This is a genomic window from Acidobacteriota bacterium (assembly GCA_039683095.1).
In the GTDB taxonomy this organism is placed as follows: Bacteria; Acidobacteriota; Aminicenantia; order Aminicenantales; family Saccharicenantaceae; genus RBG-16-66-30.
In genome coordinates, this window is record JBDKSB010000012.1 from 186,776 (window position 1) to 210,181 (window position 23,406).

21 protein-coding genes are annotated in these 23,406 nt (G+C 66.6%); 14 read left to right on the forward strand and 7 right to left on the reverse strand.

The annotated features are described in order from the left end of the window. Positions 1 to 82: 82 nt before the first annotated feature. From ABFD52_08665 to ABFD52_08675, 3 genes are all read left to right on the forward strand, one after another. Positions 83 to 1,318: an ABC transporter permease gene (locus tag ABFD52_08665; GenBank protein MEN6560831.1), complete on the forward strand. Its 1,236-nt coding sequence runs from the start codon at positions 83 to 85 to the stop codon at positions 1,316 to 1,318. After that, positions 1,315 to 2,559 (forward strand): ABC transporter permease, encoded by a 1,245-nt coding sequence (locus ABFD52_08670; protein MEN6560832.1) that lies wholly within the window; start codon positions 1,315 to 1,317, stop codon positions 2,557 to 2,559. The genes ABFD52_08665 and ABFD52_08670 overlap by 4 nt, the downstream gene beginning before the upstream one ends. A gap of 610 nt (positions 2,560 to 3,169) precedes the next feature. Next, complete coding sequence (locus ABFD52_08675) at positions 3,170 to 4,021, forward strand: hypothetical protein (GenBank protein MEN6560833.1); 852 nt, start codon at positions 3,170 to 3,172, stop codon at positions 4,019 to 4,021. 33 nt (positions 4,022 to 4,054) lie between these two features. Here the strand turns inward: ABFD52_08675 and ABFD52_08680 are convergent, their stop codons facing one another. Genes ABFD52_08680 through ABFD52_08690 form a run of 3 tightly spaced genes read right to left on the reverse strand, consistent with a single transcriptional unit; the run spans position 4,055 to position 7,621 of the window. Further along, the gene (locus ABFD52_08680; protein MEN6560834.1) at positions 4,055 to 5,245 is read right to left on the reverse strand and encodes an alanyl-tRNA editing protein; all 1,191 of its coding nucleotides are present in this window, start codon (positions 5,243 to 5,245) and stop codon (positions 4,055 to 4,057) included. A 16-nt stretch (positions 5,246 to 5,261) separates the two neighbouring features. Beyond that, positions 5,262 to 5,942: a ribonuclease HIII gene (rnhC, locus tag ABFD52_08685; protein ID MEN6560835.1), complete on the reverse strand. Its 681-nt coding sequence runs from the start codon at positions 5,940 to 5,942 to the stop codon at positions 5,262 to 5,264. Continuing rightward, a complete protein-coding gene (locus ABFD52_08690) occupies positions 5,942 to 7,621 on the reverse strand; it encodes an amidohydrolase (GenBank protein ID MEN6560836.1) in 1,680 nt (559 codons plus the stop codon). Before ABFD52_08690 ends, rnhC begins: the two co-directional genes overlap by 1 nt. Positions 7,622 to 7,813: 192 nt before the next feature. Between ABFD52_08690 and efp the strand changes: the two genes are divergently transcribed. Then, entirely contained in the window at positions 7,814 to 8,371 is a 558-nt protein-coding gene (gene efp / locus ABFD52_08695; GenBank protein ID MEN6560837.1) for an elongation factor P, read from the forward strand. Between the two features lie 14 nt (positions 8,372 to 8,385). Here the strand turns inward: efp and ABFD52_08700 are convergent, their stop codons facing one another. Next, positions 8,386 to 10,578: a hypothetical protein gene (locus tag ABFD52_08700; protein MEN6560838.1), complete on the reverse strand. Its 2,193-nt coding sequence runs from the start codon at positions 10,576 to 10,578 to the stop codon at positions 8,386 to 8,388. 11 nt (positions 10,579 to 10,589) lie between these two features. Further along, on the reverse strand, positions 10,590 to 12,413 hold the full coding sequence (locus ABFD52_08705) for a SpoIVB peptidase S55 domain-containing protein (protein MEN6560839.1): 1,824 nt from the start codon (positions 12,411 to 12,413) through the stop codon (positions 10,590 to 10,592). A 75-nt stretch (positions 12,414 to 12,488) separates the two neighbouring features. Here ABFD52_08705 and ABFD52_08710 point away from each other — a divergent pair, with 75 nt between their 5' ends. From ABFD52_08710 to cyaB, 7 genes are all read left to right on the forward strand, one after another. Continuing rightward, entirely contained in the window at positions 12,489 to 13,463 is a 975-nt protein-coding gene (locus ABFD52_08710; protein ID MEN6560840.1) for an NAD-dependent epimerase/dehydratase family protein, read from the forward strand. 61 nt (positions 13,464 to 13,524) lie between these two features. Beyond that, on the forward strand, positions 13,525 to 14,529 hold the full coding sequence (locus ABFD52_08715; GenBank protein MEN6560841.1) for a beta-ketoacyl-ACP synthase III: 1,005 nt from the start codon (positions 13,525 to 13,527) through the stop codon (positions 14,527 to 14,529). A gap of 93 nt (positions 14,530 to 14,622) precedes the next feature. Next, a complete protein-coding gene (locus ABFD52_08720; protein ID MEN6560842.1) occupies positions 14,623 to 16,365 on the forward strand; it encodes a DUF885 family protein in 1,743 nt (580 codons plus the stop codon). A gap of 53 nt (positions 16,366 to 16,418) precedes the next feature. Continuing rightward, positions 16,419 to 17,216 carry a TatD family hydrolase gene (locus tag ABFD52_08725; GenBank protein MEN6560843.1) on the forward strand — a complete coding sequence of 266 codons (798 nt, stop codon included), beginning with the start codon at positions 16,419 to 16,421 and terminating at the stop codon, positions 17,214 to 17,216. 24 nt (positions 17,217 to 17,240) lie between these two features. Next, positions 17,241 to 17,732 carry a YajQ family cyclic di-GMP-binding protein gene (locus ABFD52_08730; protein ID MEN6560844.1) on the forward strand — a complete coding sequence of 164 codons (492 nt, stop codon included), beginning with the start codon at positions 17,241 to 17,243 and terminating at the stop codon, positions 17,730 to 17,732. Further along, positions 17,729 to 18,754: a polyprenyl synthetase family protein gene (locus tag ABFD52_08735; GenBank protein MEN6560845.1), complete on the forward strand. Its 1,026-nt coding sequence runs from the start codon at positions 17,729 to 17,731 to the stop codon at positions 18,752 to 18,754. Before ABFD52_08730 ends, ABFD52_08735 begins: the two co-directional genes overlap by 4 nt. A gap of 17 nt (positions 18,755 to 18,771) precedes the next feature. Continuing rightward, entirely contained in the window at positions 18,772 to 19,296 is a 525-nt protein-coding gene (gene cyaB, locus ABFD52_08740) for a class IV adenylate cyclase (GenBank protein MEN6560846.1), read from the forward strand. Between the two features lie 18 nt (positions 19,297 to 19,314). Here cyaB and rpoZ read toward each other — a convergent pair whose 3' ends face one another. Beyond that, a complete protein-coding gene (gene rpoZ, locus ABFD52_08745; GenBank protein MEN6560847.1) occupies positions 19,315 to 19,713 on the reverse strand; it encodes a DNA-directed RNA polymerase subunit omega in 399 nt (132 codons plus the stop codon). 146 nt (positions 19,714 to 19,859) lie between these two features. Between rpoZ and ABFD52_08750 the strand changes: the two genes are divergently transcribed. From ABFD52_08750 to ABFD52_08760, 3 genes are all read left to right on the forward strand, one after another. Continuing rightward, entirely contained in the window at positions 19,860 to 21,557 is a 1,698-nt protein-coding gene (locus ABFD52_08750) for a sodium-dependent transporter (GenBank protein MEN6560848.1), read from the forward strand. A gap of 175 nt (positions 21,558 to 21,732) precedes the next feature. After that, positions 21,733 to 22,671 (forward strand): P-loop NTPase, encoded by a 939-nt coding sequence (locus ABFD52_08755; protein MEN6560849.1) that lies wholly within the window; start codon positions 21,733 to 21,735, stop codon positions 22,669 to 22,671. Next, a complete protein-coding gene (locus ABFD52_08760; protein ID MEN6560850.1) occupies positions 22,668 to 23,042 on the forward strand; it encodes a DnaJ domain-containing protein in 375 nt (124 codons plus the stop codon). The genes ABFD52_08755 and ABFD52_08760 overlap by 4 nt, the downstream gene beginning before the upstream one ends. On the opposite strand, the gene ABFD52_08765 is transcribed toward ABFD52_08760, so the two are convergent. Further along, positions 23,026 to 23,406, reverse strand: a complete 381-nt coding sequence (locus ABFD52_08765) for a hypothetical protein (GenBank protein ID MEN6560851.1) — start codon at positions 23,404 to 23,406, stop codon at positions 23,026 to 23,028. The genes ABFD52_08760 and ABFD52_08765 overlap by 17 nt on opposite strands.

Below are 23,406 nucleotides of genomic sequence, written 5' to 3' on the forward strand. Positions count from 1 at the left end.
CGAATCCGGCATGAGGAGGCCTCGAGAAGAACGAATGCGCCGGGGATTCGTATACATAGGGTAGAATATAGAAGGAACATCCATGGCCAAGCTGCAGGTCGGCGAATCGCTCGGGATGGCCCTCGATTCCCTGTGGGCCAACAAGCTGCGCAGCTTCCTGACCCTGCTCGGCATCATCATCGGCGTCCTGACCATCATCGCCGTCGTCTCGGTCATCCAGGGCCTCAACAACTACGTCTACACGAAGATGTCCTTCTACGGGGCCAACGACTTCTCCGTCCAGAAGTTCTCGATGATCGGGACATCGCTCAAGGAATTCAAGGAGCAGCTGAAGCGGAAGGACATAACCCTGGTCGAGCGCGACCTCATCCGGGCCAACTGCCCGTCCTGCGGGCTCGTCGGCGCCTCGGACTCTTCGAGCGCGACGGTCAAGTACGGCAGCCAGTCCCTCAAGGGGACCGAGGTCCGCGGCGTGACCTACCTGGACCACGAGATCGGCTCGGTCGTCGAGCTCACCTCGGGCCGCCACCTGCAGAGCATGGACGAGACCAACTCCCGGTCCGTCTGCGTCATCGGCGCCGACATCGCCGAGAAGGTCTTCGGCGGGCTCGATCCCCTCGGCCGCTGGCTCAAGGTCGGCAGCCGCGATTTCCAGGTCATCGGCGTGGCCAAGAAGAAGGGCAAGATCCTGGGCTACAGCCAGGACAACTTCGTCCGCGTCCCGATCACGACCTTCATGAAGGTCTACGGATCGCGGCGCTCCATCAGCATCAACATCCACACGGATTCGCAGGAGGCGATGGCCCGGGCCCAGGAAGAGGTCCGGACCGTGCTCCGCTCCTGGCGCAAGCGCGGCTACAACGACCCGGACGACTTCTCCTTCGCCACCTCGGAGACCTTCATCCAGTTCTACAAGACGGCCACCTCGGGCATCTACTTCGCCATGATCGCCGTCTCCTCGATCGCCCTCATCGTCGGCGGCATCGTCATCATGAACATCATGTTCGTCTCCGTGTCCGAGCGGAAGAAGGAGATCGGCGTGCGCATGGCCGTGGGGGCGCGGCGGCGTGATATCCTGTTCCAGTTCCTCATCGAATCGGCGGTCATCTCCGGCGTCGGCGGCTTCATCGGCATCGTCCTCGGCTTCCTGGTCGCCAGGATCGTCTCCGCGGCGACCTCGATGCCCTCGAGCGTCGAGCCCGTCTCGATCGTCCTGGCCATGATTATGTCCTGGTCGATCGGCCTGTTCTTCGGCATCTATCCGGCCAACCGGGCGGCTAAGCTCGACCCGGTCGAGGCCCTGAGGGCCGAGCTATGAAGCTCCAGATCGTCCGCGAGACCTTCCGCATGGCCCTGGACTCCCTGCGGACCAACAAGCTCCGCTCGCTCCTGACCATCCTCGGCATAGTCATCGGGGTCATGACCGTCATCGGCATGGTCTCCGTCATCCAGGGGCTCAACAAGAGCTTCCTCTCGGAGCTCCAGTCGGCCGGCTCGGATATCATCATCATCACCAAGAACGAGGCCGTCCAGATGGGCCGCCGCTCCGAGGAGGAGCGGACGCGCAAGGACCTGACCTTCGACGACGTCCGGGCCCTCCAGCAGGACGCGACGCTGGCCAGGGCCGTCGCGGTCAGCGTCAACGTCAGCCCGTTCGACCAGGTCGAGATCAAGTACCGGAACGCCAAGAGCGACTCGGCCATCGTCATCGGCATGAACGACAAGTGGCCCGCGGTCATGTCGCTCTACCTGCCGCGCCTGGGCCGGTTCATCACCGAGGGCGAGGTCGCCCGCAGCGCCCCGGTCTGCGTCCTGGGCTCCGAGCTGGCCGACGTCCTGTTCCCGACGACGAACCCGGTCGGCAAGGAGATCCGGGTCGGGCCGGCGGCCTTCACCGTCGTCGGCGTCCTGGCCAAGCGGGGCCAGATGTTCGGCCAGAGCCGGGACAACTTCGTCGGGCTGCCCATCACGACGCTGATGAAGCATTTCAGCTACGACAAGGAGGCCCTCGAGATCATCGCCGCGCCGCGCCAGCCGGACACCCTCCAGGAGACGATCGAGCAGATCAGCGGGGTCCTCCGCCAGCGGCGCAAGGTGCCCTACGGCAAGCCCAACGACTTCTCCGTCATGACCCAGGATTCGATGGTCGATCTCTACAACCAGCTGACCGGCGCGGCCTACCTGGTCATGATCGTCATCTCCTCGATCGGCCTGCTCGTCGGCGGCATCGGGGTCATGAATATCATGCTCGTCTCGGTCAAGGAGCGGACCCGCGAGATCGGCATCCGCAAGGCCATCGGGGCCCGCTCGGGCGACATCCTGAAGCAGTTCCTGATCGAGGCCATCGTCCTGACCGGGGCCGGCGGCCTGATCGGCGTCCTGGCCGGGTTCGCGATCGCCCTGACGGTCAAGGCCGCGACGCCGCTGCCGGCGACGGTCTCGCCCTGGTCGGTCGCGCTCGGCCTCTCGGTCTCGGCCGCGATCGGCCTGTTCTTCGGCCTGGTCCCGGCCCGCAAGGCCGCCCGCATGGACCCGATAGTTTCCCTCCGCTACGAGTAGCCCCCGTCCGGGAGCGGCATTCCGGCGATCGGGCCCAGGAGCTGAAGCGCTCCTTCAGGCTTCAAGATTGGCCGCTATTACGGACGAGGCTCCCCTATCCGCAGAAATAAAATGGGCGAATCCTGGTCTATAAATCGATTGATATCCGCGGAGAGAAGGATAAACTAAAGAAGGTTAGCAAAGGGGTAGGTTCTTAATTCCCTTGGCGTTTCTGTCGGGGAAAGGGATTGTCAACGTCGTATATCCGAGAAAGACCACCCGAAAATCCTTCGAGAGCAATCGATGGGCATAGCCCCCCTGTTGCTATTCCCTTTTCCAGCGGCTATCGTTGTCCATCGGGGAATCAGTTGGTAGCAGGCGCTGAGCCTGAGTCAAGTCATCAGTACGGCAAGGCACTTGATTTCGCGGGCTCGAGCATAACTTGCTTTTATTCCTTTTTCGCCACCATGTATACAGGGTGTATGACGGGAAGCAGCTATTTGCACAGAAGTGATGGAATTGTAGTTTTCGGCACAACCAACCCAATACCGTTTCCGAGCGCAACCGTCGTATATGATCGGGGCCATGCACAATGGGAATGATCCCCGCCGGTTTCCGAACGAGGGACGAAATGAAACAGGCACTTGCCTTTCTCTGCGTCATGATGCTCCTGACTTCTGTGGCCGGTGCCCGGACAAAAGAGCAAAATGCGCAGGCGGCCAAACTCGAGGAATTTCGGCTGAAGCTGAAAAGCGAAGCCTTCAACGACCGCGAGGAGGCGGTCCGATCCATCGGCACGCTCAGGAAGGAAGATCGTTCCGAATTCCTCAATCGTGAGCTCATCCTGCTCTATAAGATGGAGGTCGAACGAGACGCGAAAAGGATGGAATATGCCGATAAGCCGGGCATGTTCGAAGATAAAGTCCCTAAAGAAATTCAATACACGAATACGGAGGAATTCCATGAGTATTTAGGCATGTTGGCCAGGCTAATCGCTCAGACAAGAGACCCTGCGATCCTGCCGCTGCTAATAAGAACCATGTTGGAAACCGATGTCCTGATCCCCTATGGAGATCTGGCCATTGACCCCGTGATACGGGAGATGGAAAGCTCCGGCAACGAGTTCAGGCGACTGGTTGCTTTTGTAACTCTCCGGCAATTCTACACATATAAGGGCGAGGCCTATGCCCCAAACCCAGAGGCGAAAGCACGCATCGTGGCGGCCGCAATTAAATTCGCGGGACATGACAAGGATGGGCCCAATCGGTCAGGCGCCGTTGAGTTTCTCGGGGACGTAGGAGACCGAAGCGTTCTGCCTCTTTTGGAGAGGATCGCCGCAGACGACCCCTATCACTTCAGGACCGAAGCTGTGCTCGGGATCGACGAAGAGATGCCTCCCGGCGCCAAGATCATCAGGTATCCCGTCAGAAATGCGGCCAGGAAAGCGATCGAAAGAATTAAAGCACGAGACAAAGAAAGATAGTCTCGTCGGGATGGCCGGCGGCCGCCTCCCGGATCAGGCGTTTTCCGCCAGCCAGCGGGCCGCGGCCTCGACGGCCGCGCCGAGCCGGCTCTTGTCCGCGGTGACGAGCTCGACGAGCGACGGGCCTCCCCCGCCTTTGACCGGGACGACGGCGGCCACGGCCGGCACGGCCTGGCGCAGGTCCGCCTTCAGGGACTCGGCCCGGGCCAGGATGACATGCCCCTGGCTCTCGCCCGAGGCGCCGTAGGCCACGGCGAAATCGCCCCTCCTGACGATGTTGAGGGCCAGGAAGCGGGCTTCCTCGGGGGTCTTGTCCTCGAGGACCCCGGCGACGACGCGCCCCGGAGCGGCCCGGACGATCTCGGCGGCCTCGAAAGCCGCCAGGCGCTCCTCCAGCCGGCGGGCCCGTTTCTTGAGGGCCTTGCTCTCGGCGGAGTTCCTCTCGACCTGCCCGCCGACGTCCGCCGCGGCGCAGGAGAACGACGCCGCCAGCTTCCGGACCGTCCGGTCCTTGGCCCGGTAGTCGCAGAGGGCCCGGCCGCCGCAGAGGAACTCGAAGCGGAGGTTGCCCCGGATCTTCTCGACGCCGCCGAGCCTGATCAGGCCGATCTCGCCCGTCCGCCGGACGTGGGTGCCGCCGCAGGCCGAATAATCGAAGCCGTCGACCTCGACGACCCGGAGAAGGCCCTGCTTCTTCGGGGGCCGCCGCAGGGGCACCTCGCCGATCCGCTCCTCCGGGACGAAATAGGTCTTGACCTGGCGGTCCTCCCAGACGACGGCGTTGGCCCGGTCCTCGACCCGGTCGCAGTCGGCGTCGCCGATCTTCGGCAGGCCGATCTCCAGCGTGGAGAGGTCGGGGCCCATATGGAAGGAGCGCGTTTCGCCCTTGAGCAGCTCCCAGAAGGCCTGGGACAGGACGTGCTGGCCGGTGTGCTGCTGCATGTGGTCGAAGCGGACGGCCCGGTCGACGGCGCCGTGGACGCGGCCCTCGGGAGCGGGGCCGTCGAGGACATGAAGGATGGCGCCCTCGAGATCGAGGACCTGGAGGACGGGGACGCCGCCGAGCGTGCCGCGGTCCCAGGGCTGGCCGCCGGACTCGGGGTAGAAGGCGGTCCGGTCGAGCACGACGGCCGGCCGGCCCTCGTGCTCGCGCCGCTCGACGACCTCGGCGTCGAACTCCAGAAGACAGGCGTCGTCGAAGTACAGCCTTCTCGTTTCGCTCATGATGCGCTCCTTCGGGTCAGACGAGCCGGTCGGCGCCTGCCGCGGCCAGGACGCGGACGGTCGTCTTGAAATGGGTCTTGGCGAACCTGGCCAGGATGTCCGGCCCTTTCGCCCGAACGAGCTTCACGGCCGCGGCCTCGACCTGGTCGGACGCGCCCTTCGGCAGCTCGATCCCGGCCTCCCGCGACAGGGCGCCGAGCCGGGCCAGGAACTCGGCCCGGGCCAGGATGGAGGCGGCCGCGACGGCCAGGTCCTCCTCGGCCCGCGGCATCTGGACGAGCTCGATCTCGCGGCCCTTCTGGAGCAGGGCGTTGCGGACGAAGCGCTCGTCGCCGAACTGGTCGGTGATGGCCTTGCCCGCCGGCACGCGCTCGAGGACGTTCTCGATGGCCCGGGCATGGCCCCAGGCCAGCAGCCGGTTGAGGTTATGCATCTTGCCCCAGAGCTCGTTGTATTTCTCCGGACCGACGGTCACGACCGAATGGAAGGGGTAGCCCCGCTTGAGCTCCGCGGCGATCTCGCGGCAGCGGGCGTCCGAGGTCCGCTTGGAGTCCTTGACCCCGAGCTCGCGCAGGACCCCGTCCTGGCCTTCGGGCAGGAAGAAGGCGGCGATGACCAGCGGCCCGAAGAAGTCGCCCTTGCCCGATTCGTCCGAACCGACGCGCCCGGGCTCGGGAGAGAAGAGCCCGGCGCCCATCAGTCCTTCCCGTAGACGACGCGGCCGTCGAAAATGGTCATCCGGACCGAGGTCCGCTCGATCTCCTCGGCCGGGATGGTGAAGATGTCGCGGTCGAGGACGACCAGGTCGGCGGCCTTCCCCGGCGCGATCGTGCCCTTCGCCGCCTCGGCGAACTGGGCCCAGGCGCCGTTCACGGTGTAGGCCCGGACGGCCTCCTCGACGGAGACCTTCTCGGCCGGGACCCAGCCGCCCGGGTTCTTGCCGTCGAGCGTGCGGCGCGTCGCCGCGGCGTAGATGCCCAGGATGGGGCTCAGCGGCGCGACCGTCCAGTCGGAGCCGAAGGCCAGGACCGCCCCGGCCCGGCGCAGGGACTCGAAGGGGTAGGCCGTCTTGACCCGTTCGGGCCCGATCTTGCTCTCGGCCCAGCGGCCGTCGTCGATGGCGTGATAGGGCTGCACGGAGGCCGCGAGCCCGAGCCGCCCGAACCGGGCGATATCGGCCGGCCGCTGGTGCTGGGCGTGCTCGACCCGCCAGCGCCGGTCCCGCGGGCCATTGACGGCAACCGCCTTCTCGACCATGTCGAGGAGCATGCTGACGGCCCGGTCGCCGATGGCGTGGACGGCCAGCTGCAGCCCGGCGCGGTCGGCCTCGAGGATGCGCCGCTCCATGACGCCCGGCGGGAACATCTGGCCGTTGAGCAGGCCCGAGGTCTTCGGGTCGTCCGCATAGGGCTCGAAGAAATAGGCCGTGGACGAGCCCAGGGAGCCGTCCACGAAACCCTTGAGCCCGGCCAGCTGGAGATAGGCGTCGCCGAGCGGCGGCTTGATCTTCAGCCGGGCCAGGACGTCGACCTCGGTGATGGGGATATAGACGCTGACGCGGGTCGAGAGACGCCCGCGCCGCTCCAGCTCCCGGAAGGTCTCGAAGCTCCGCGCGTCGGCCATCTCGCAGACCGAGGTGACGCCGTTTTGGGCCGCGTGGCGCACGGCGGTCTCGGCGGCCTCGAGCCGCTCGTCCGGGGTCGGCTCGGGCACCTTGGCGTAAACCAGGTCCATGGCCGTGTCCTTGAGGATGCCGGTCGGCTCGCCGGTCGCCGGGTCCTTGAGGATCTCCCCGCCCGGCGGCGCCGGCGTGTCCTTCGTGACGCCAGCCAGCTTGAGGGCCAGGCTGTTGGCCAGGATCATGTGCTCGTCGAGGCGGCAGACGCAGACGGGGTTGTCGGGGGTCACGGCGTCGATCCAGTCCCTGCGCGGCAGCTCCACCGGGCTGAACTGCTGATGGTCCCAGTCGCCGTTCAGGATCCAGCGGCCCGGCCCGAGCTCCTTCGCCTTGGCGGCGATGCGGGCGACGAAGTCCTCGCGGCTCCGGGCTTCGCGGAGCTGGATGCGCCGCAGGGCGAAGCCGCCCTCCAGGAAGTGGGTATGGCTGTCGATGAAGCCGGGCAGGACCAGCGCCCCGCCGAGATCGACGACCTTGGCCCCGGCAGCCAGGCCCTTCAATGCCGCCGTCGTGCCGACGTCGACGATCGTACCGCCGCGGACGGCCACGGCCTGGGCCCAGGGCCGGGACGCCTCGCCGGTCCAGACCTTGCCGTTGATCAGAACCAGGTCCACCATGTTCGCCTCCGGTGCCTTGGCGCAGGCCGTCGCGGCCGCCAGGGCCAGGATCATCGCTGCCACGCAGCTCGTTCTCTTCATGTTCTTCTCTCGTTCACCTTATATAAAAGAATCCCCCGTCGAAAGCAACTCCCTCTTCAGTCCCTCGTCGATATTATTCGTGAAGATGGGAAGCGATACGGCCCGCCGGCGGCGGCCATGCATGACTTTGACGACTGTGGTAAAATAACGGATTCGACGGGCGATCCTTCGCCCGATCCTTCGGAGGATTCAATGATCGATGCGACCCAGATCCGCAAAGGAATGATCATCATCATGGACGGCACCCTCTGGCGGGTGATGGAGATGCAGCTCATCACGCCCGGCCGGTGGAAGGCCATGGTCCAGACGAAGCTGCGCAACATCCTCAACGGCTCCCAGACCGAGCACCGCTTCCGCTCCGAGGAGCGGCTCGAACAGGCCCGCCTCGACGAGCTGGAGATGGAGTTCCTCTACGAGCAGGGCGGCGAGTACGTCTTCATGAACCTGGAGAACTACGAGCAGGTCTCGCTCGGCGCCGAGACCATCGGCGAGGCCGTCAAGTACCTCAAGGCGAACACGGTCATCGAGGTCGAGATGTACGAGGGCAAGCCGGTCGGACTCAACCTGCCCCGGACCATGGACTTCAAGGTCCTCAGCACCGAGCCCCGGTTGCAGGGCGCGACCAAGACGGCCCTCTACAAGCCGGCCGTCATCGAGACCGGCGCGACCGTCCAGGTGCCGGAGTTCATCAAGGAAGGCGACGTCATCCGCATCGACACGCAGGACGACAAGTACCTCGGCCGGGCCTGAGCCGGCCCCCCCGTTCAGAAGTCCAGCCGGGCCACCCCGACGTTCCCGTAGCTGTCCCGGACCCTGACCGTGACCTGATTCTCCGCGCCCGCGGGGAGCTTCAGCGAGACCTTGAACGATTCGCTGCGGGAATCCGCGATGCCGTCGAGGGGGAAGACGACCCGCCACTCCCCCGGCCGGACGAGCACCTTGGCCTCCTCGATGTAGGAGTAGGCGTCCTCGGCCTGGAAGGCGACGTCGAGCGCGGCGCCGTTGCGGGCCGCCGTCAGGCCCTTGACGACCGGCAGGGAATTGTCGATGACCAGCGGCGGCCCGGTCTTGTCGGTCCGGAGCTCCAGGCCGTCCGGGTTCGACGGGTCGTCGGAGGCCGTCAGCCGGACCTGGTACGTCCCGTCCGGATAGGCCATCGTGTCGAAGGCGTAGATCGTCTCGGTCAGGTCCGCGGCCAGGACCCGCCAGGCCTGCTCGCCGTCCTTCTTGAGGGCCAGGGCGTAGCGCAGCGTGTCGCCGTTCTCGTCGGAAGCGTCCCAGGTGATCGTCTGGTAGCCCTTGCGCTCGCTCTTCCGCGCCGGCATCCCGATGCGGAGCGCGTCGTCCTTCTTGGCAGGATCGTCGGCCGGGTTCCGCTCGAGGCCGAGAATGGCGTCGTCCTGTTCGGGCAGCTTGAGATAGACCTCGTTGGGCTTCAAGAGCTCGAGACGGGTCACGGCGGGGGCGATGTTGGCCTGCAGGTAAAACACTCTCAAACGGTTGAAGGCCGGCGAAACCTTCCCGGTCTGGGTCCGCAGCAGGACCTTGACCTGGAGATAGCGCGCCTTGGGGCTGAGCAGCTGCTCGTCGCCCTTGCCGTAGAACGGCGACCAATCCGTCCAGGTGGCGTTGGGCTCGCCGGTGTTGCCGCTCCGGCTCTGGAGCTGGACCGAGGCCCCGGCCGCCGCGGCCGCGTCCCAGGCGATCCGCCCCCACGACGCCTGCGTGCGGGCGTCGAGAACCGGGCTGGTGTACTCGCCGGAGAACCTCTGCTCGGGCAGCAGGAGCCCGAAGTAGCAGGGATTGTTCGAGAGGACATAGATCTTGGAATCGAGCGGCGCGAGCTGGTAGACCTGCTCGGAGCTCTGCTGCAGAAGCAGGGCGACCTGACCGTTCCGGTCCGCGGAATAGATCCGGCCCTGGCCGCCCGTGCCGAAGATGACCTTCTTCTCGTCCTCGCGCCAGAGCAGGGTGTAGATCATCTCGTCATCCGAGCTCCACAGCCGCTGGGCCAGCCCGTCCGGGGTGATCCGGAAGAGCGCGCCGCCCTCCCTGGCCCCCGCGGCCGCGGCCGGCGTCGCGGCCGGGCGGACCGCCGCCCCTCCGCTCCCGGCGCTCACGGCCCCGCCGGCGCTGACGGTCAGGACGACCTCGGAACCCAGGCGCACGGGCTCGTCGGAGGACTCGTCCTTCCTGGCCCGGGCCGGCGTGCCCGAGGCCCCGGCGTAGATCTGGCCGTCGCGGTCGACGGCCAGGCTCCGCACCTCCTCGTAAGGCGTCTCGAACAGGACCGAGGCGCGGCCCTCGGCCGAGATCCGGTAGACGAGCCCGTTGCCGCCGCTGCCGGCGACGACATCGCCGCGGGCCGTCCGCTCCAGGCAGAGGATGTGGTTCTCCGCGGCCTTGAAGAACATCCCGCCCTCGCCGAGCGGCGAGATCCGGTAGATGCCGCCGCTCTCGCCGACGGCCGCCCAGAGCTCGCCGGAGTCGAAGAAGAGCAGGTCCCAGATGTACTTTTCGGCCGGGTTGAAGAACTCCTCGCCCTTGCCCTTGTCCGTGATCTTGTAGATCTTGCCGTTCGGCGAGGTCGCGGCGTAAAGGGTCCCCTTGCGGTCCTGGGCGAGCGCCGTCACGTCCATCTCCGCCGCCTGGAACCAGAGATCGGCCTTGCCCGCCTTGTCGATGCGGTAGACCCGGCCGCCGTGGCCGGTGCCCAGGTAAGTGAGGCCGTCCGCGGTCGCCAGGACCGAGAGGTAGAATTCCTCCTGGGGGGCGGCGATCTTCTCTTCCTTGGGGGCCAGGGCCAGGGCGCCGTCGTACGAAACCGAAACGCCTTCGAACTTGCCCCGCAGATAGTCGTCCCGGGTCCGAAGCTCCCACTTCTGGGGCACGACCGCCTGGAGGGACGAGGCCAGGACGAGCAGGCCGAACACGGCGGGCAAAGCGTATTTGCGCATGGCGGGGGCTCCTACTTCCGGATGCGGACGGGGATGGTCGCCCCGCCCTTGAAAACATAGGGAACGGGCAGCTGGTATTCGCCCAGCGTGGACCGGGTGATCTCGGTCGGGCCGGCGGCCGAGGACCGGGGCGAGGCGAACATCATCTTCAGGGTCGGCGGCAGGTTGGGCAGCTCCTCGCCCTTCAGGAACAGCCCCGGTTTGGTGGCCATCAGGCGGAAATAGATCCGGTTGTTCTTGCGGAGGTTGCTGAGCAGCCGGACGAGCTGGTCGAGGCTCCGGGGCACGAACTCCTGGATGCGGTACTGGGTCCGCTCGATCTGCTGCATGGTCGCGGCGTCGCCGACGAGGATCTGGAACTCGGTGCCCGCCGGCAGGGCCGGGGCGAGGACGCTGACCTCCTCCATCCGCCTATCGTCCTTCTGGGTCCGGAAAAAGGCCTGCAGCTTGATGGCCTCGCCCGGCGAGACCTCGTACTTGTCCAACAGGACCTTCTCCAGGGTCGCCGTCCGGGCCTCCTCGGCGGCCTTGACCGACAGGTCGATGCGGTAGATGCCGACATCCCTGAACTCGTTGTTCATAAGGACATAGGTGACCGCGGCCAGGAGCCCGGACAGGCTCGTCGACGAGGTGTCGTAGGCGCCGGAGTAGAGGTCCTCGAGGTGGACCGAAAGGCCGCCCTGGTCGAGGAAGACGTCGGCGCTGAACTCAAGGGCCAGGTCGCCGTAGCTCCGCTCCTCGCCCGTCACCAGGCCGGACACGGCCATGTTGACGAGGGCGGGGGTCAGGAACCTGTCGGCGACGAGCCGGAGCTTGAAGTCCTTGCGGACGCCGGGCCCGGTCTGCAGCCCGACGTTGAGCGGGATGAGATGGGGCAGGGCCCCGACCTGGCCCGCGGCGCCGGCGGTCCGGTCCTGGCTGAAGCGGCCGATGACGGGGCCCGTCGAGGACAGCTTGAAAGAGCTCTCCAGGCTGGGCATGACCGTGATGACGTCGGCCCGGGTCATGGCGTAGTCGACGGGGCCGAGGTTGTAAACCGGGTGGCCGAAGGCCAGTATCCTGTCGCCGTCGACGTAGGTCACCGTCCCGACCGCCGAGACGTCGAGGTCGCCCCCGATGAGCTGGACGCCCACGGCGTCCCCTTCCTGGATTGCCGGCCCGGCCGGGCTCCCCAGGGGCTGCGCCGCCTGGCCGGAGGTCCCGCCGCGGACGGCCATGAAGCCCAGGGGCGCGAAGTACGACCGGGCCCGGGCGAAGGCCCCGGCGGAGAAGCCGCTCAGGACGAGCGGCAGCTCGAGGGGGGCGAAGGTCTGGGCGGCGCGGTCCCCCGCCGCGGGCTTCGCGGCCAGGGTCTTCAGATATTGCCCGGCCAGCTCGTCCTGGCTCAGGTCCTCGCGCAAGGCGAGGGACGGAGCGGCGCCGGGCGCGGAGGCCGGGGCCGGCTGCCCGAGGGCCAGCATCTCCTCGATCGGCGTGATCCCGGCGATCGAATCCTTGGAGAAGGTGAAGCCCGAGGCCACGGCGCCGATGAGCTTGCCGTCGATGTAAACGGGGCTGCCGCTCATGCCGGCGATGATGCCGGTCGTCTCCAGGCCACGGCCCTTGAGCCGGGCCAGGATGATGCTGCGCTTGGGCGACGAGTTCTGCAGGACGCCGAGGATCTCGACGTCGAAATCCTCGATCGTCCGGCCCTGGAAGACGCTCTTGCCGCGCCCCTTCATGCCCGGTTTGACCTGGGACAGCGGCATGGTGATGGTGGCCGCCTCGGCCGCCAGGACGGCGGCGAGCAAGGCCAGGACGATGAGCGGAGCGCGCCGGGCTTTCAGATGTTCCACCGCAACTCCTCCCTTCCGGGCCGGCCCGCCGCGGCCCCGTTGACCGCGGCGGCCGAATCTCATAGAATGCCGCCGATGCGAGTGCTGGTCACCGGAGGAACAGGTTTCCTCGGGAGTCATCTCGTCGAGGCCCTCCTCGAAGAACCCGGCGCCGAGGTCTATGCCCTCGTCCGCGACCCGTCGAAGCCGCGCTGGCTCCAGGGGGTCGAGGGGGTCCGCTTCATCGCCGGCGATCTCGGGAGCCCGCCCCGCCTGCCGGCCGGGCTGACCTGCGTCTACCACCTGGCCGGAGTGACCAAAACCCTCAGACCGGCCAATTATTATACCGTAAACCGCGACGGCACGGCAAATCTCCTCCGGGCCCTCGAGGGTCAGTCGGAGCGCCTGCGCTTCGTCCACTTGAGCAGCCTGGCCGCCGTCGGCCCCTCCTCCCCCGGCCGTGGGGTGACAGAGGACGAGCCGCCTCACCCGATCTCCCCTTACGGCGAGAGCAAGCTCCAGGCCGAGGAGGAGGTCCTGAAGCGCAGGGACCGCTTCTCCGTGGTCCTGCTCCGGGCGGCGGCCATCTATGGCCCCCGGGACGAGGACTTCCTCGAGTTCTTCCGCTGGATCAGGCGCGGCATCCGGCCCATCCTGGGCGGCCGCAAGGTCATGAGCCTGATCTACGTCAGGGACGCCGTCCGGGCCTGCCTCCTGGCGGGAAGGGACAGGCTGCCGAGCGGGCGGACCTTCAACCTGGCCGATCCCCGGCCCTGCGGCTGGGAGGACGTCGGACGGATCGCCGCCCGCCTCCTCGGAAAGAGGACGGTGCCGGTCTACGTGCCGTTCTGGTCGGCCTACCTGGCTTCGGTCGCCTCGGAAGGCATCGGGCGCCTCATCGGTGTCGACCAGAGCCTGATCAACGTCAGCAAGATCAGGCAGATGAAGCCCGACGGCTGGGTGGCCGACGCGGCCCTGGCCCGCCGCGAGCTGGGCTTCGAGACGATCTTCACGCTGGAGCAGGGCCTGGGCGAGACGATCGCCTGGTACCTCTGGAAAGGCCTGTTGTGACCCGGGCCGCCGCGGTCCGGAGTTTATTTTTCGGGAGGCATCCTTTATAATGAAAATTAGAATGAGCGCACCGCGGACCATCGTCACCGGCACCGGCCACTACGTGCCGCCCCGCGTGGTCACCAATCACGACCTCGAAAAGCTGATGGATACGTCCGACGAGTGGATCCGCGAACGGAGCGGCATCGTCGAGCGCCACCACGTCGAACCCGGGGTCAACACGTCCGACCTGGCCGTCGAGGCCGCCCGCCGGGCCATCGAGAACGCCGGGATCGATCCGGCGACCATCGATTTCGTCGTCGCCGCGACCCTGTCCCCCGACCACTATTTCCCCGGCATCGGCGTCCTCGTCCAGGCCAAGCTGGGCCTGGGCACGACCGGCGCCCTGGACGTCCGCAACCAGTGCAGCGGCTTCATCTACGCCCTGTCGGTCGCCGACCAGTTCATCCGGACGGGGACCTACAAGCGCATCCTCCTCGTCGCCGCCGAGGTCCAGTCCGGCGTCCTCGACTACTCGGACAAGGGCCGCGACATGTCGGTCCTGTTCGGCGACGGGGCCGGAGCGATCATTCTCGAGCCCAACCCCGGCGACGACGGCCGGGGCCTCCTGTCCACCCACCTCTACGCCGACGGCAACTTCGCCAACCACCTCTGGATGGAGAAGCCCAGCTCCTCGGACCATCCGACGTTCCAGCAGCGGCTCTTCGACGAGGGCCGGTTCTTCCCCAAGATGGAGGGCCGCAACGTCTTCGTCAACGCCTGCCAGCGCATGCCCGAGGCGGTGCGGACCGGCCTGGAGCGCAACGGCCTGGCCATCGAGGACATCGACGCCCTCATCCCCCACCAGGCCAACGACCGGATCTCTCTCCAGGTCGCCAAGGCCCTCAAGATCCCTCTCGAGAAGGTCATCCGGAACATCGACCGTTACGGCAACACGACCGCCGCGTCCATCCCCATCGCCCTCGACGAGGCCGTCCGGGGCGGCCGGATCAAGCGGGGGGACCTGGTCGCCATGGCCTCGTTCGGCTCCGGGTATACGTGGGCGTCGGCCTTCCTCCGCTGGTAGGCCTGGCTCCCATTCATATACAGGGTTATAAAAGGGTTTGTCAGGCAAAGGACAACTGTGCTAGGATTTGCCAGACCTTTTGAGGAGGAGCGCATGAAAAAGACAGCCGTCGTCGTCGCCGCGCTGGCCCTGTTCGCCTGCGCGACCGGCGCCCTGCTGGCCCAGTCGGCCGAGGACGCCAAGTTCAAGAAGTTCCAGGACACGTTCTGGGACGCCTATTTCAAGTTCTACCCGACCGCCGGGACCATCCAGGGCTACGCGAAGTACAACGATAAGCTCGAAGACCCGAGCGAAGGGGCCCTCGACAAGTTCAACGAGATCCTGGACGGCTTCAACCAGGAGCTGGTCACCAAGATCGACATGACCAAGCTCTCCGCCGAGAACCAGATCGACCACGGGATGTTCCTCGACTTCCTCGACCTCGAGTTCCTCAAGCTCCAGTACACCCTCCCCTGGCAGGACAATCCGCTCCTTTACAACGACCTGTTCGTCCAGAGCCTGCAGAGCCTGCTCGTCAGGAACGGCGGCGCCAACGTCGCCGCGGCCACGGCCCGGGCCAAGCTCATCCCCGGCCTGGTCAAGCGGGCCAAGGACAGCCTGAAGAACCCGCCCCAGGAATACACCCAGGCGGCCATCGACCAGATGCCGGCCATCCTCGACTTCTACCGCGTGGATATCCCCAAGCTCTCCGGCGGCGCCGCGGCCCTCCAGGCCGAGGCCGGCAAGGCCGTCGCGGCCCTCGAGGACTACCAGCGCTGGCTGAAGGGCGAGCTCCTGGCCAAGTCGACCGGCAACTTCCGCATGCCCGATCCTCACCTCCGCCTGCTGCGCCGGACGACCCAGGGCAACCTGCCCATCCTCGAGGAAGTGGTCCAGCGCTCTCTGGCCGACTTCAACAACATCCGCCGGGAGATGTTCCTCGTCTGCATCCCCTTCTACAAGATCATGTACCCCAACGTCGACATCGAGCAGCTCGGCCGGACCAAGGGCGAGGAGCAGACCAAGAACATCGTCATCCAGGGCGTGCTCGACAAGATCAAGGGCGATCACGTCGGCCGCGACGAGTTCGTCGGCCGCATCAACGCCGGCGCGGCCAGCCTCAAGACCTTCATCCAGCAGCAGAACGTGATCGAGCTGCCGGCCGACGCGCTGGCCATCGAGCCCATGCCGGCCTATGGCCTGCCGGGCAGATGGACCGTCCTGTCGCACCCCGGCGCCTTCGAAGCCTCCGGGCCCTACACCCTCTACGTCAGGCCCGTTCCCGCCGACTGGCCGGCGGACGCGGCGACGTCGTTCCTGGAGGAGCACAACAACTACTACGTCGACTTCATGATCGTCCAGAACATCTTCCCCGGTCAGTTCGTGCCGCTGGCCATGACCCGGAAGGACCCCTCCGTCATCCGACGGATAGCCGCCAACCAGGGCCTGCTCAAGGGCTGGCCGATCTTCCTCGAGGACGTGTTCATGGAATCCGGCTACGGCAACTATGACCTCCGGATGCGCCTCAACCAGCTCAAGCTCATGCTCAAGACCGTCATCGACTTCCAGATGGACATCAACGTCAACGAGGGCACCTGGACCAAGGACAAGGTCCTCGATTACATGACCGTCCGCGGCTTCATGACCAGGACCGAGGCCGAGCGCCGCTGGAACCAGATCGTGCTCAACCCCGGCGTGGGCGCCCAGTCCTACATCGGCTACCAGGAGATCCTGGACATGGAGAAGGACTATCGCAAGCTCAAGGGCCAGTCCTTCAACGCCAAGGAGTTCCTGCAGAAGCTGGTCAGCTACGGCGCGATCCCGCTCACCAAGCTGAAAACCAAGATAGCCCAGTAAGCTCCTGGGGGGCGCGCGCCGCCTAGGCGCGCGCCCCCTTTTTCTTTCCTCCCATGGCCGATCCGCCCCGTCTCGTCGATTCCCACGCCCACCTCGACATGCCCGAGTTCGACGCCGACCGGCCCGAAGTCGTCCGCCGGGCCTTCGCGGCCGGCCTGGCGGCCATCCTCTGCCCGGCCGACCTGACCCGCCCGGCCAGCCTGGCCGCGATCGAGGCCCTGGCCGCCGAGTTCGGCCCCATCCTGGCCGCGGCCGGCGTCCATCCCCACCAGGCCAAGGACCTGACCTCAGACCATGTCCGGGAGCTCGGGGCCCTGGCCGGCCGCTCGGCCATCCGGGCGATCGGCGAGATCGGGCTCGATTATCACTACGACTTCTCGCCGCGGGAGTCGCAGCTCCAGGCCCTCCGGACCCAGCTGGCCTTCGCCGGTTCGGCCGGTCTGCCGGTCATCCTCCACAGCCGCCTGGCCGGGGCGGACATCATCGCCTCCGTCGACGGCGAGCGCTTCGGGCGCGGCGGCATCCTCCACTGCTTCACGGAGGACTGGACGGTCGCCTCGGCCATGCTCGACCGCGGCTTCCTCATCTCGTTCTCCGGCATCCTGACCTTCCCCAAGGCCGGCGCTCTCCGCGAGGTCGCCGCCCGGGTCCCGCTCGACCGCCTGCTCGTCGAGACCGATTCGCCCTACCTCGCGCCCGTCCCCTACCGCGGCGCGGGGCGGCGCAACGAGCCGGCCTTCGTCGTCGAGACGGCCCGGGTCCTGGCCGGGCTCCGGGGCCTCGCCCTCGAGGACCTGGCCGAGGCCACGACCAGGAATTTCGCCCGCCTGTTCCCGTTTGAAAAAGCCTGAGGCCGATGCTAAGATAGCCCCGCCATGGGCCTGGACCATTCGTTCGACATCGTCTCCCGCCTCGACATGCAGGAAGTGGCGAACGCCGTCAACATCACCCTGAAGGAGATCCGGAACCGCTTCGACTTCCGGAACAGCCGGGTCGACATCGTCCTCGACAAGGAGAAGATGAGCCTCGTCGCCGAGGACGATTTCAAGATCAAGGCTCTGCGGACGGCCCTCGAGGAGAAGCTGGTCAAGCGCAAGGTCTCCCTGAAGGCCCTCCAGTACGGCCGCGTCGAGGACGGCGCCAACCGCACGGTCAAGCAGGAGGTCCTCTTCCAGGCCGGCATCCCGATCGAGAAGGCACGCGAGATCGTCAGGCTGGTCAAGGCGGAGAAGTTCAAGGCCCAGGTCGCCATCCAGGGCGACGAGGTCCGGGTCTCCTCGGCCAAGATCGACGTCCTCCAGGAGGTCCTGGCCTTCCTCCGCGGCCGGGACCTCGGCATTCACATGCAGTTCACGAACTACCGATGACGTCCGCCACCCCGCTCGTCGACCGCTGGTCCGCCGTCCCCGAGTGGAAGGACATGTCCTCGCTCTACCAGGAGATCCGGCCGGACCTCGACCGGGTCGAGGACCGTCTCGAGTCCTGGTCCCGGTCGGCCAACCCCCTGACGGCCGAGATCAGCCGCTACGTCCTGCGCAAGAAGGGCAAGCGCCTGCGCCCGGCCGTCGTCCTGCTGACCTCCCGCCTGTTCAGCCCGGGCAGCGAGGAGTCCGTCTTCCTGGCCTCTCTCGTCGAGCTCCTGCATACGGCCAGCCTCATCCACGACGACATCGTCGACAACGCCGGGGTCCGCCGCGGCAAAGAGTCCGTCCACGCCAAGTGGGGCCCGAACATCACCGTCCTGCTAGGGGACTACCTCTACATCAAGTCCATCGGCCTGTCGCTGCAGTCCCGCCACGAGCGGGTCATCCGCCTCATCGCCGACGTCTCGGCCCGGATGATCGAGGGCGAGCTCGACGAGTACTCCCGGTCGTGCGACCTGGATATCACGGAAGGGCAATACCTGGAGATCATCCGGAACAAGACGGCGGCCCTGTTCGGCGTCTGCTGCCGCATCGGCGCCATCCTCGGGCTGGCTTCGCCCGAAGAGGAGGAGGCCGTCGCCGGCTACGGCCTGAACCTGGGCATGACCTTCCAGATCGTCGACGACCTGCTCGATCTCAGGGGCGATCCCGGGATCCTCGGCAAGCCGGTCCTGTCCGACCTTGGCGAGGGCCGGATCACCCTGCCCCTGATCAGGGCGCTCTCGTCCGGGGACCGGGCCGGGCGGCAGCGCATCGAGGCCCTCGCGGGACGGAAGGACATCTCCGCCGGGGACCGGCGCGGGCTCCTCGACGGCCTGGCCGCCGCCGGCGCCTTCGACTACGCCGCCGGCCGGGCCCGGGAGTTCGCCGAAAAGTCGCTCGAGGCCATGGCGCCCTTCCCGGACACCACGCCCAAGGAGACGCTGGTCCGGCTGGCCGTTTTCGGCCTCCTGCGCAAGCGATGAGGTGACGCGAGGGGCCCATGACCGAGATAGAAGTCAAGATCCGGATCGACGATCCGAAGGTTTGGCGGGCGAAGGTCCTGGCCCTGGGCGCCGTGGTGGCCCGGGACCGGCACCTCGAGACCAACATCCTGTTCGATTTCGCCTCCGGAGCGCTCCGGCAGGCGGGCCGGGCGCTGCGGCTGCGGACGGCGGGACGGCGGGCCGCCCTGACCTTCAAGGGGGAAAGGCGGGGGTCCCGGTCCTTCAAGGTCCGGGAGGAGTTCGAGACCCAGGTCCGCGATCCGAAGGAGACGCGGCGGATCCTCCGGGCCCTGGGACTGCGCGAGACGTTTTCCTACCGGAAGCGCCGGACCGTGCTCCGGACCAGCCGGCTGACCGTCTGCATCGACGAGACGGCGGCGGGCGACTTCATCGAGCTCGAGGGGGAGCGCCACGAGATCACCCGCTTCGCCCGTTCCCTGGGGTTCGGCCGGGCGGACTTCATCACCCGGAGCTATGTGGATCTGCTGAGCGGCCGGGTGGAACCGGCCGGAGCGGACTAAGCCGCCGGCGGACCGGCGCTACTCTTCCTTGTCTTCCTTGCCGAGGTCTTCCTCGCCCTCGACGTCCTCGTTCTCGTCCTCGGACTCTTCCCCGGCTTCCGGCGTTTCTTCTTCGCCTCCGAGATCGGTCGCTTCATCGGCGACATCCTTGCCGGCCAGGCCGTCGGATTCAACGGCCTCCTCGGGGACGCCGCCGCCCACGAAAATGCGGTCTTCGCGCTCGGGGACGTCGTCCATCCTGGTCGGGATGATCTCGTATTCGACGAGACCGTTCCGGACCTCGGCCTGGGCGATGCGGATCGGGTTCTTGGACCTGGTCTCGATCTTGGGCTTGGCGCCCTTGAGGAGCTGCTTGGCGCGCTTGGCCGCCAGGATGATGAAACGGTACTTGCTGTCGATATTCCCGAATGCGTCCAAAGTCGGTCGGCTCCTGTGGATAATTAGGCAGATACGGACGTTAAGGATAGCAGAAAGCGCCCGGAAACGCAAGGCCGGGGCAATTGTTTTGACAGGCGCGGCTTCCTGTGGTATCAAACCCCTTCGCGATCCCTCGAGGAGGTCCCATGACTCAAGGCATTAGCGCCAGCGGCTGGTCGTTCCTGGTCTTCGGCTGGGGTTTCATCCTGACCCTGACCGTCTATTGCTTCTCCCGGGTCCTGTTCGCCAAGAAGCCCGATGTTGTCGTCGAGGCCGGGGGCCGCGAGCAGTGGGGTTCGCGCATCGGCCTCATCCTGGCCGTGGCCGGCAACGCCATCGGCCTGGGCAACTTCCTCCGCTTCCCGGTCAAGGCCGCGGCCAACGGCGGCGGCGCCTTCATGGTCCCCTATTTCGTGGCTTTCCTCCTCCTCGGCATCCCGATGATGTGGGTCGAGTGGACGATCGGCCGCATGGGCGGCGCCCACGGCCACGGCACGACCCCGGGCATGCTCGCCCTGCTCTGGAAGAAGGCGCCGTCGAAGTACCTCGGGGCCCTGGGCATCGTCATCCCCTTCATCATCGTCATCTACTACAACTTCATCGAATCGTGGTGCCTGGGCTATTCCTGGTTCTCGGTGACGGGGCGGTACTTCGGGCACGCCAACCGCGAGGCCATGGGCCAGTTCCTGCGCGGCTTCCAGGGGATCGAATCGAACCAGTTCTTCCAGGGCCTGGCGCCGGTCCTGATCTTCTGGGGCATCACCATCGCCCTGAATTTCTACTTCCTCTACAAGGGCATCTCCAAGGGCATCGAGGTCCTGGCCAAGTACGGCATGCCGCTGCTCTTCATCTTCGGCATCGTCCTGGTCGTCCGGGTCCTGACCATGGGCACGCCCGACCCGACGCATCCGGAGATGAACATCGCGAGCGGCATGGGCTACATGTGGAACCCTGACTTCAGCCGCCTGGGTTCGGCCTCGGTCTGGCTCGTCGCCGCGGGCCAGATCTTCTTCACCCTGAGCCTGGGCCAGGGCATCATCAACACCTACGCCTCCTACGTCCGGGAGAACCAGGACATCACCCTGAACGGCGTGACAACGGCCTCCACCAACGAGTTCGCCGAGGTCATCCTCGGCGGCACGGTGGCCATCCCCATCGCCGTGGCCTTCTTCGGGCGGGCGGAGACGCAGGTCATCGCCCAGGGCGGGGCCTTCAACCTCGGCTTCCAGGCCCTGCCGGTCATCTTCCAGAAGATCCCGTTCGGCCAGATCTTCGGCGGCATGTGGTTCTTCCTCCTCTTCATCGCCGGCATCACCTCGTCGGTGGCCCTGACCCAGCCGGCCATCGCCTTCCTCGAGGACGAGTTCAAGTGGAAGCGGGAGAAGGCGGTCATCGCCGTCTTCTCCGTGCTCGTCGTCATGTCGGCGATCGTAATAGCCTTCTTCCGGTTCGGCTTCCTCGACGAGCTCGACTTCTGGGCCGGCACGTTCGGCCTGGTCGTCTTCGCGGCCATCGAGATCATCCTCTTCTCCTGGGTCTTCGGGCTCAAGAAGGGCTGGACCGAGATGCATAAGGGCGCCGACCTCAAGGTCCCCGGGTTCTTCAAGTTCGTCCTGACCTGGATCACGCCCCTCTACTTGCTGATCATGCTGGGCGTCTGGACCTGGCAGGACGCGGTCAAGGAGTTCCTGATGACGGGCAAGGACCCGGCCAACCGCCCCTATCTCTGGGGCGCCCGGGCCATGATCGCGCTCATCCTTCTGGCCGTTTTGATCCTCATCCGCAAGGCCTGGCAGAAAAAGAAGGGACCTGCGGCCGAGGGCGAAGAGGCCCGGCCCGCCTGACGTTCGGGGCGGTCGATCGGATGCCGTGCCTTGTCCGCCGCTTCAGGACCGTGGACCATAGCGGGCCGGGGAGGCGTCCGCGGGAGTCCCGGCCCGGGCCCGCTCGCCCTGGCCGCGTTGAAATGTGACGGCATCTATGGTAGAAATGACCGTCGGGGCTAAGGCTTGATGGAGCATGGATAAGCGGATCTGGGCCATCGGAGGCGGCAAGGGCGGCACTGGCAAGAGCTTCGTCGCCGCGAATCTCGGCCTGCACCTGGCTTCCCTCGACCGCGAGGTCGTCCTGATCGACGCCGATCTAGGCGCCCCCAACCTGCACACCCTCCTGGGGATGAAGCCCTCCCATCCGGATCTAGGGGACTTCCTGACGGGCGCCGCGGCCAACCTCGAGGAGGCGGCCGTCGAGACCCCCTACAGGAACCTGCGCCTGATCAAGGGCTCCGAGAACATCCTGTTCATCGCCAACCTGGCCCACTTCCGGAAACTCCGGCTGCTCCGCCAGATCCGGCAGCTCCCGACGAAGAACGTCATCCTCGACCTGGGCACCGGCAGCAGCTACAACACGCTCGATTTCTTCCTCAGCGCCAATCCCGGCGTGGTGGTGGCCACGCCCGAGCCGACGGCCATCGAGAACACCTACCTGTTCCTGAAGTCCTGCATCATGCGGGTCCTCAAGCTCTACATGGACCACTACAAGATCCGGGACCTGCACCAGAAGATGCTCGACCAGATCGAGAAGAATTCCCAGTCGCTCTACGGGTTCTTCAAGTCGCTCATGGAGAGCGACCGGTCCTACGGGACCATCCTCTACCGGGCCCTGCGAGGCTTCCGGCCCTGCCTGGTCATGAACAAGGCACGCGACGAGCGCGACGTGCTGCTGGGCCGGTCCGTGGCCGACGTGGCCCGCCGCTACCTGCTCATCGACATGAAGTACCTCGGCGCCGTGCCCTACGACGAGGACGTCCAGAAGTCGCTCCGCGGCCTCCGGCCGTACTACCCCGACCACCGGGACTCGGCCGCGGCCAGGGCCATCCGGCGGATGTCCGAGGAGCTGGCCTATTCGATCGAATTCACCCTGCGGACGCCGCCCGAGATCCGCCTGCCCGAAGCATGATGCTGAAGAGAATCGAGGACTGGAACTACTACGAGCTCCTCTCCGTGGAGCGGACGGCCTCCCAGGACGAGATCTGGGAGGGCTACCAGGCCGCCCTGGCCACCTATAAGGATGGATCGCTGGCCCTTTACGGCCTGGTATCGGAAGCCGAGCGGCAGCTCGTCCTCGAGCGCGTCCAGGAGGCTTTCCGAACCCTGCGCGACCCGGCCCGGCGGCGGGAATACGACCTGGCCCTGCTCCGGCAGGCCCCCTATTTCCCGCCCAAGGCCGCCTTCCGCAAGTCGATCGGCAAGCTCGAGATCGGCGAGGCGCCGGCCAAGCCGACGCTCAGGGAGCGGCTGAGGCGGCTGTTCGTCAGAAATCGCCGGTGATATCGTCGCCGGTGCCGAAGGCGCCGTCCGGGCCGGCCGAACGGAGCCGGAAGCCCGAATCCGAGAGCCGCTCATAGCGGATCTTCCTGCCCCAGGCGTCGGTCACGGCGGCGGCCGCCGGGTGCAGGCGCCGCATCTCCTCGAGCGTCTCCGGCAGGCGGCCGTCCGACTCGGCCGCATAAGACTGGATCTCCCGCGACAGGGTCTCCAGGTTGACCTTGGTCAGGCTGATCCTTGACTCGGCGTATTTGCCGGTCATGGTCTGAAGCCCGCCCTGGCCGTCCTTCCCGACCTTGGCGAAGAATATGAAGGCGACGGCGACCGTCGCCAGCAGCAGGCCGAGAATGAGTCCCCGCATCTTCAT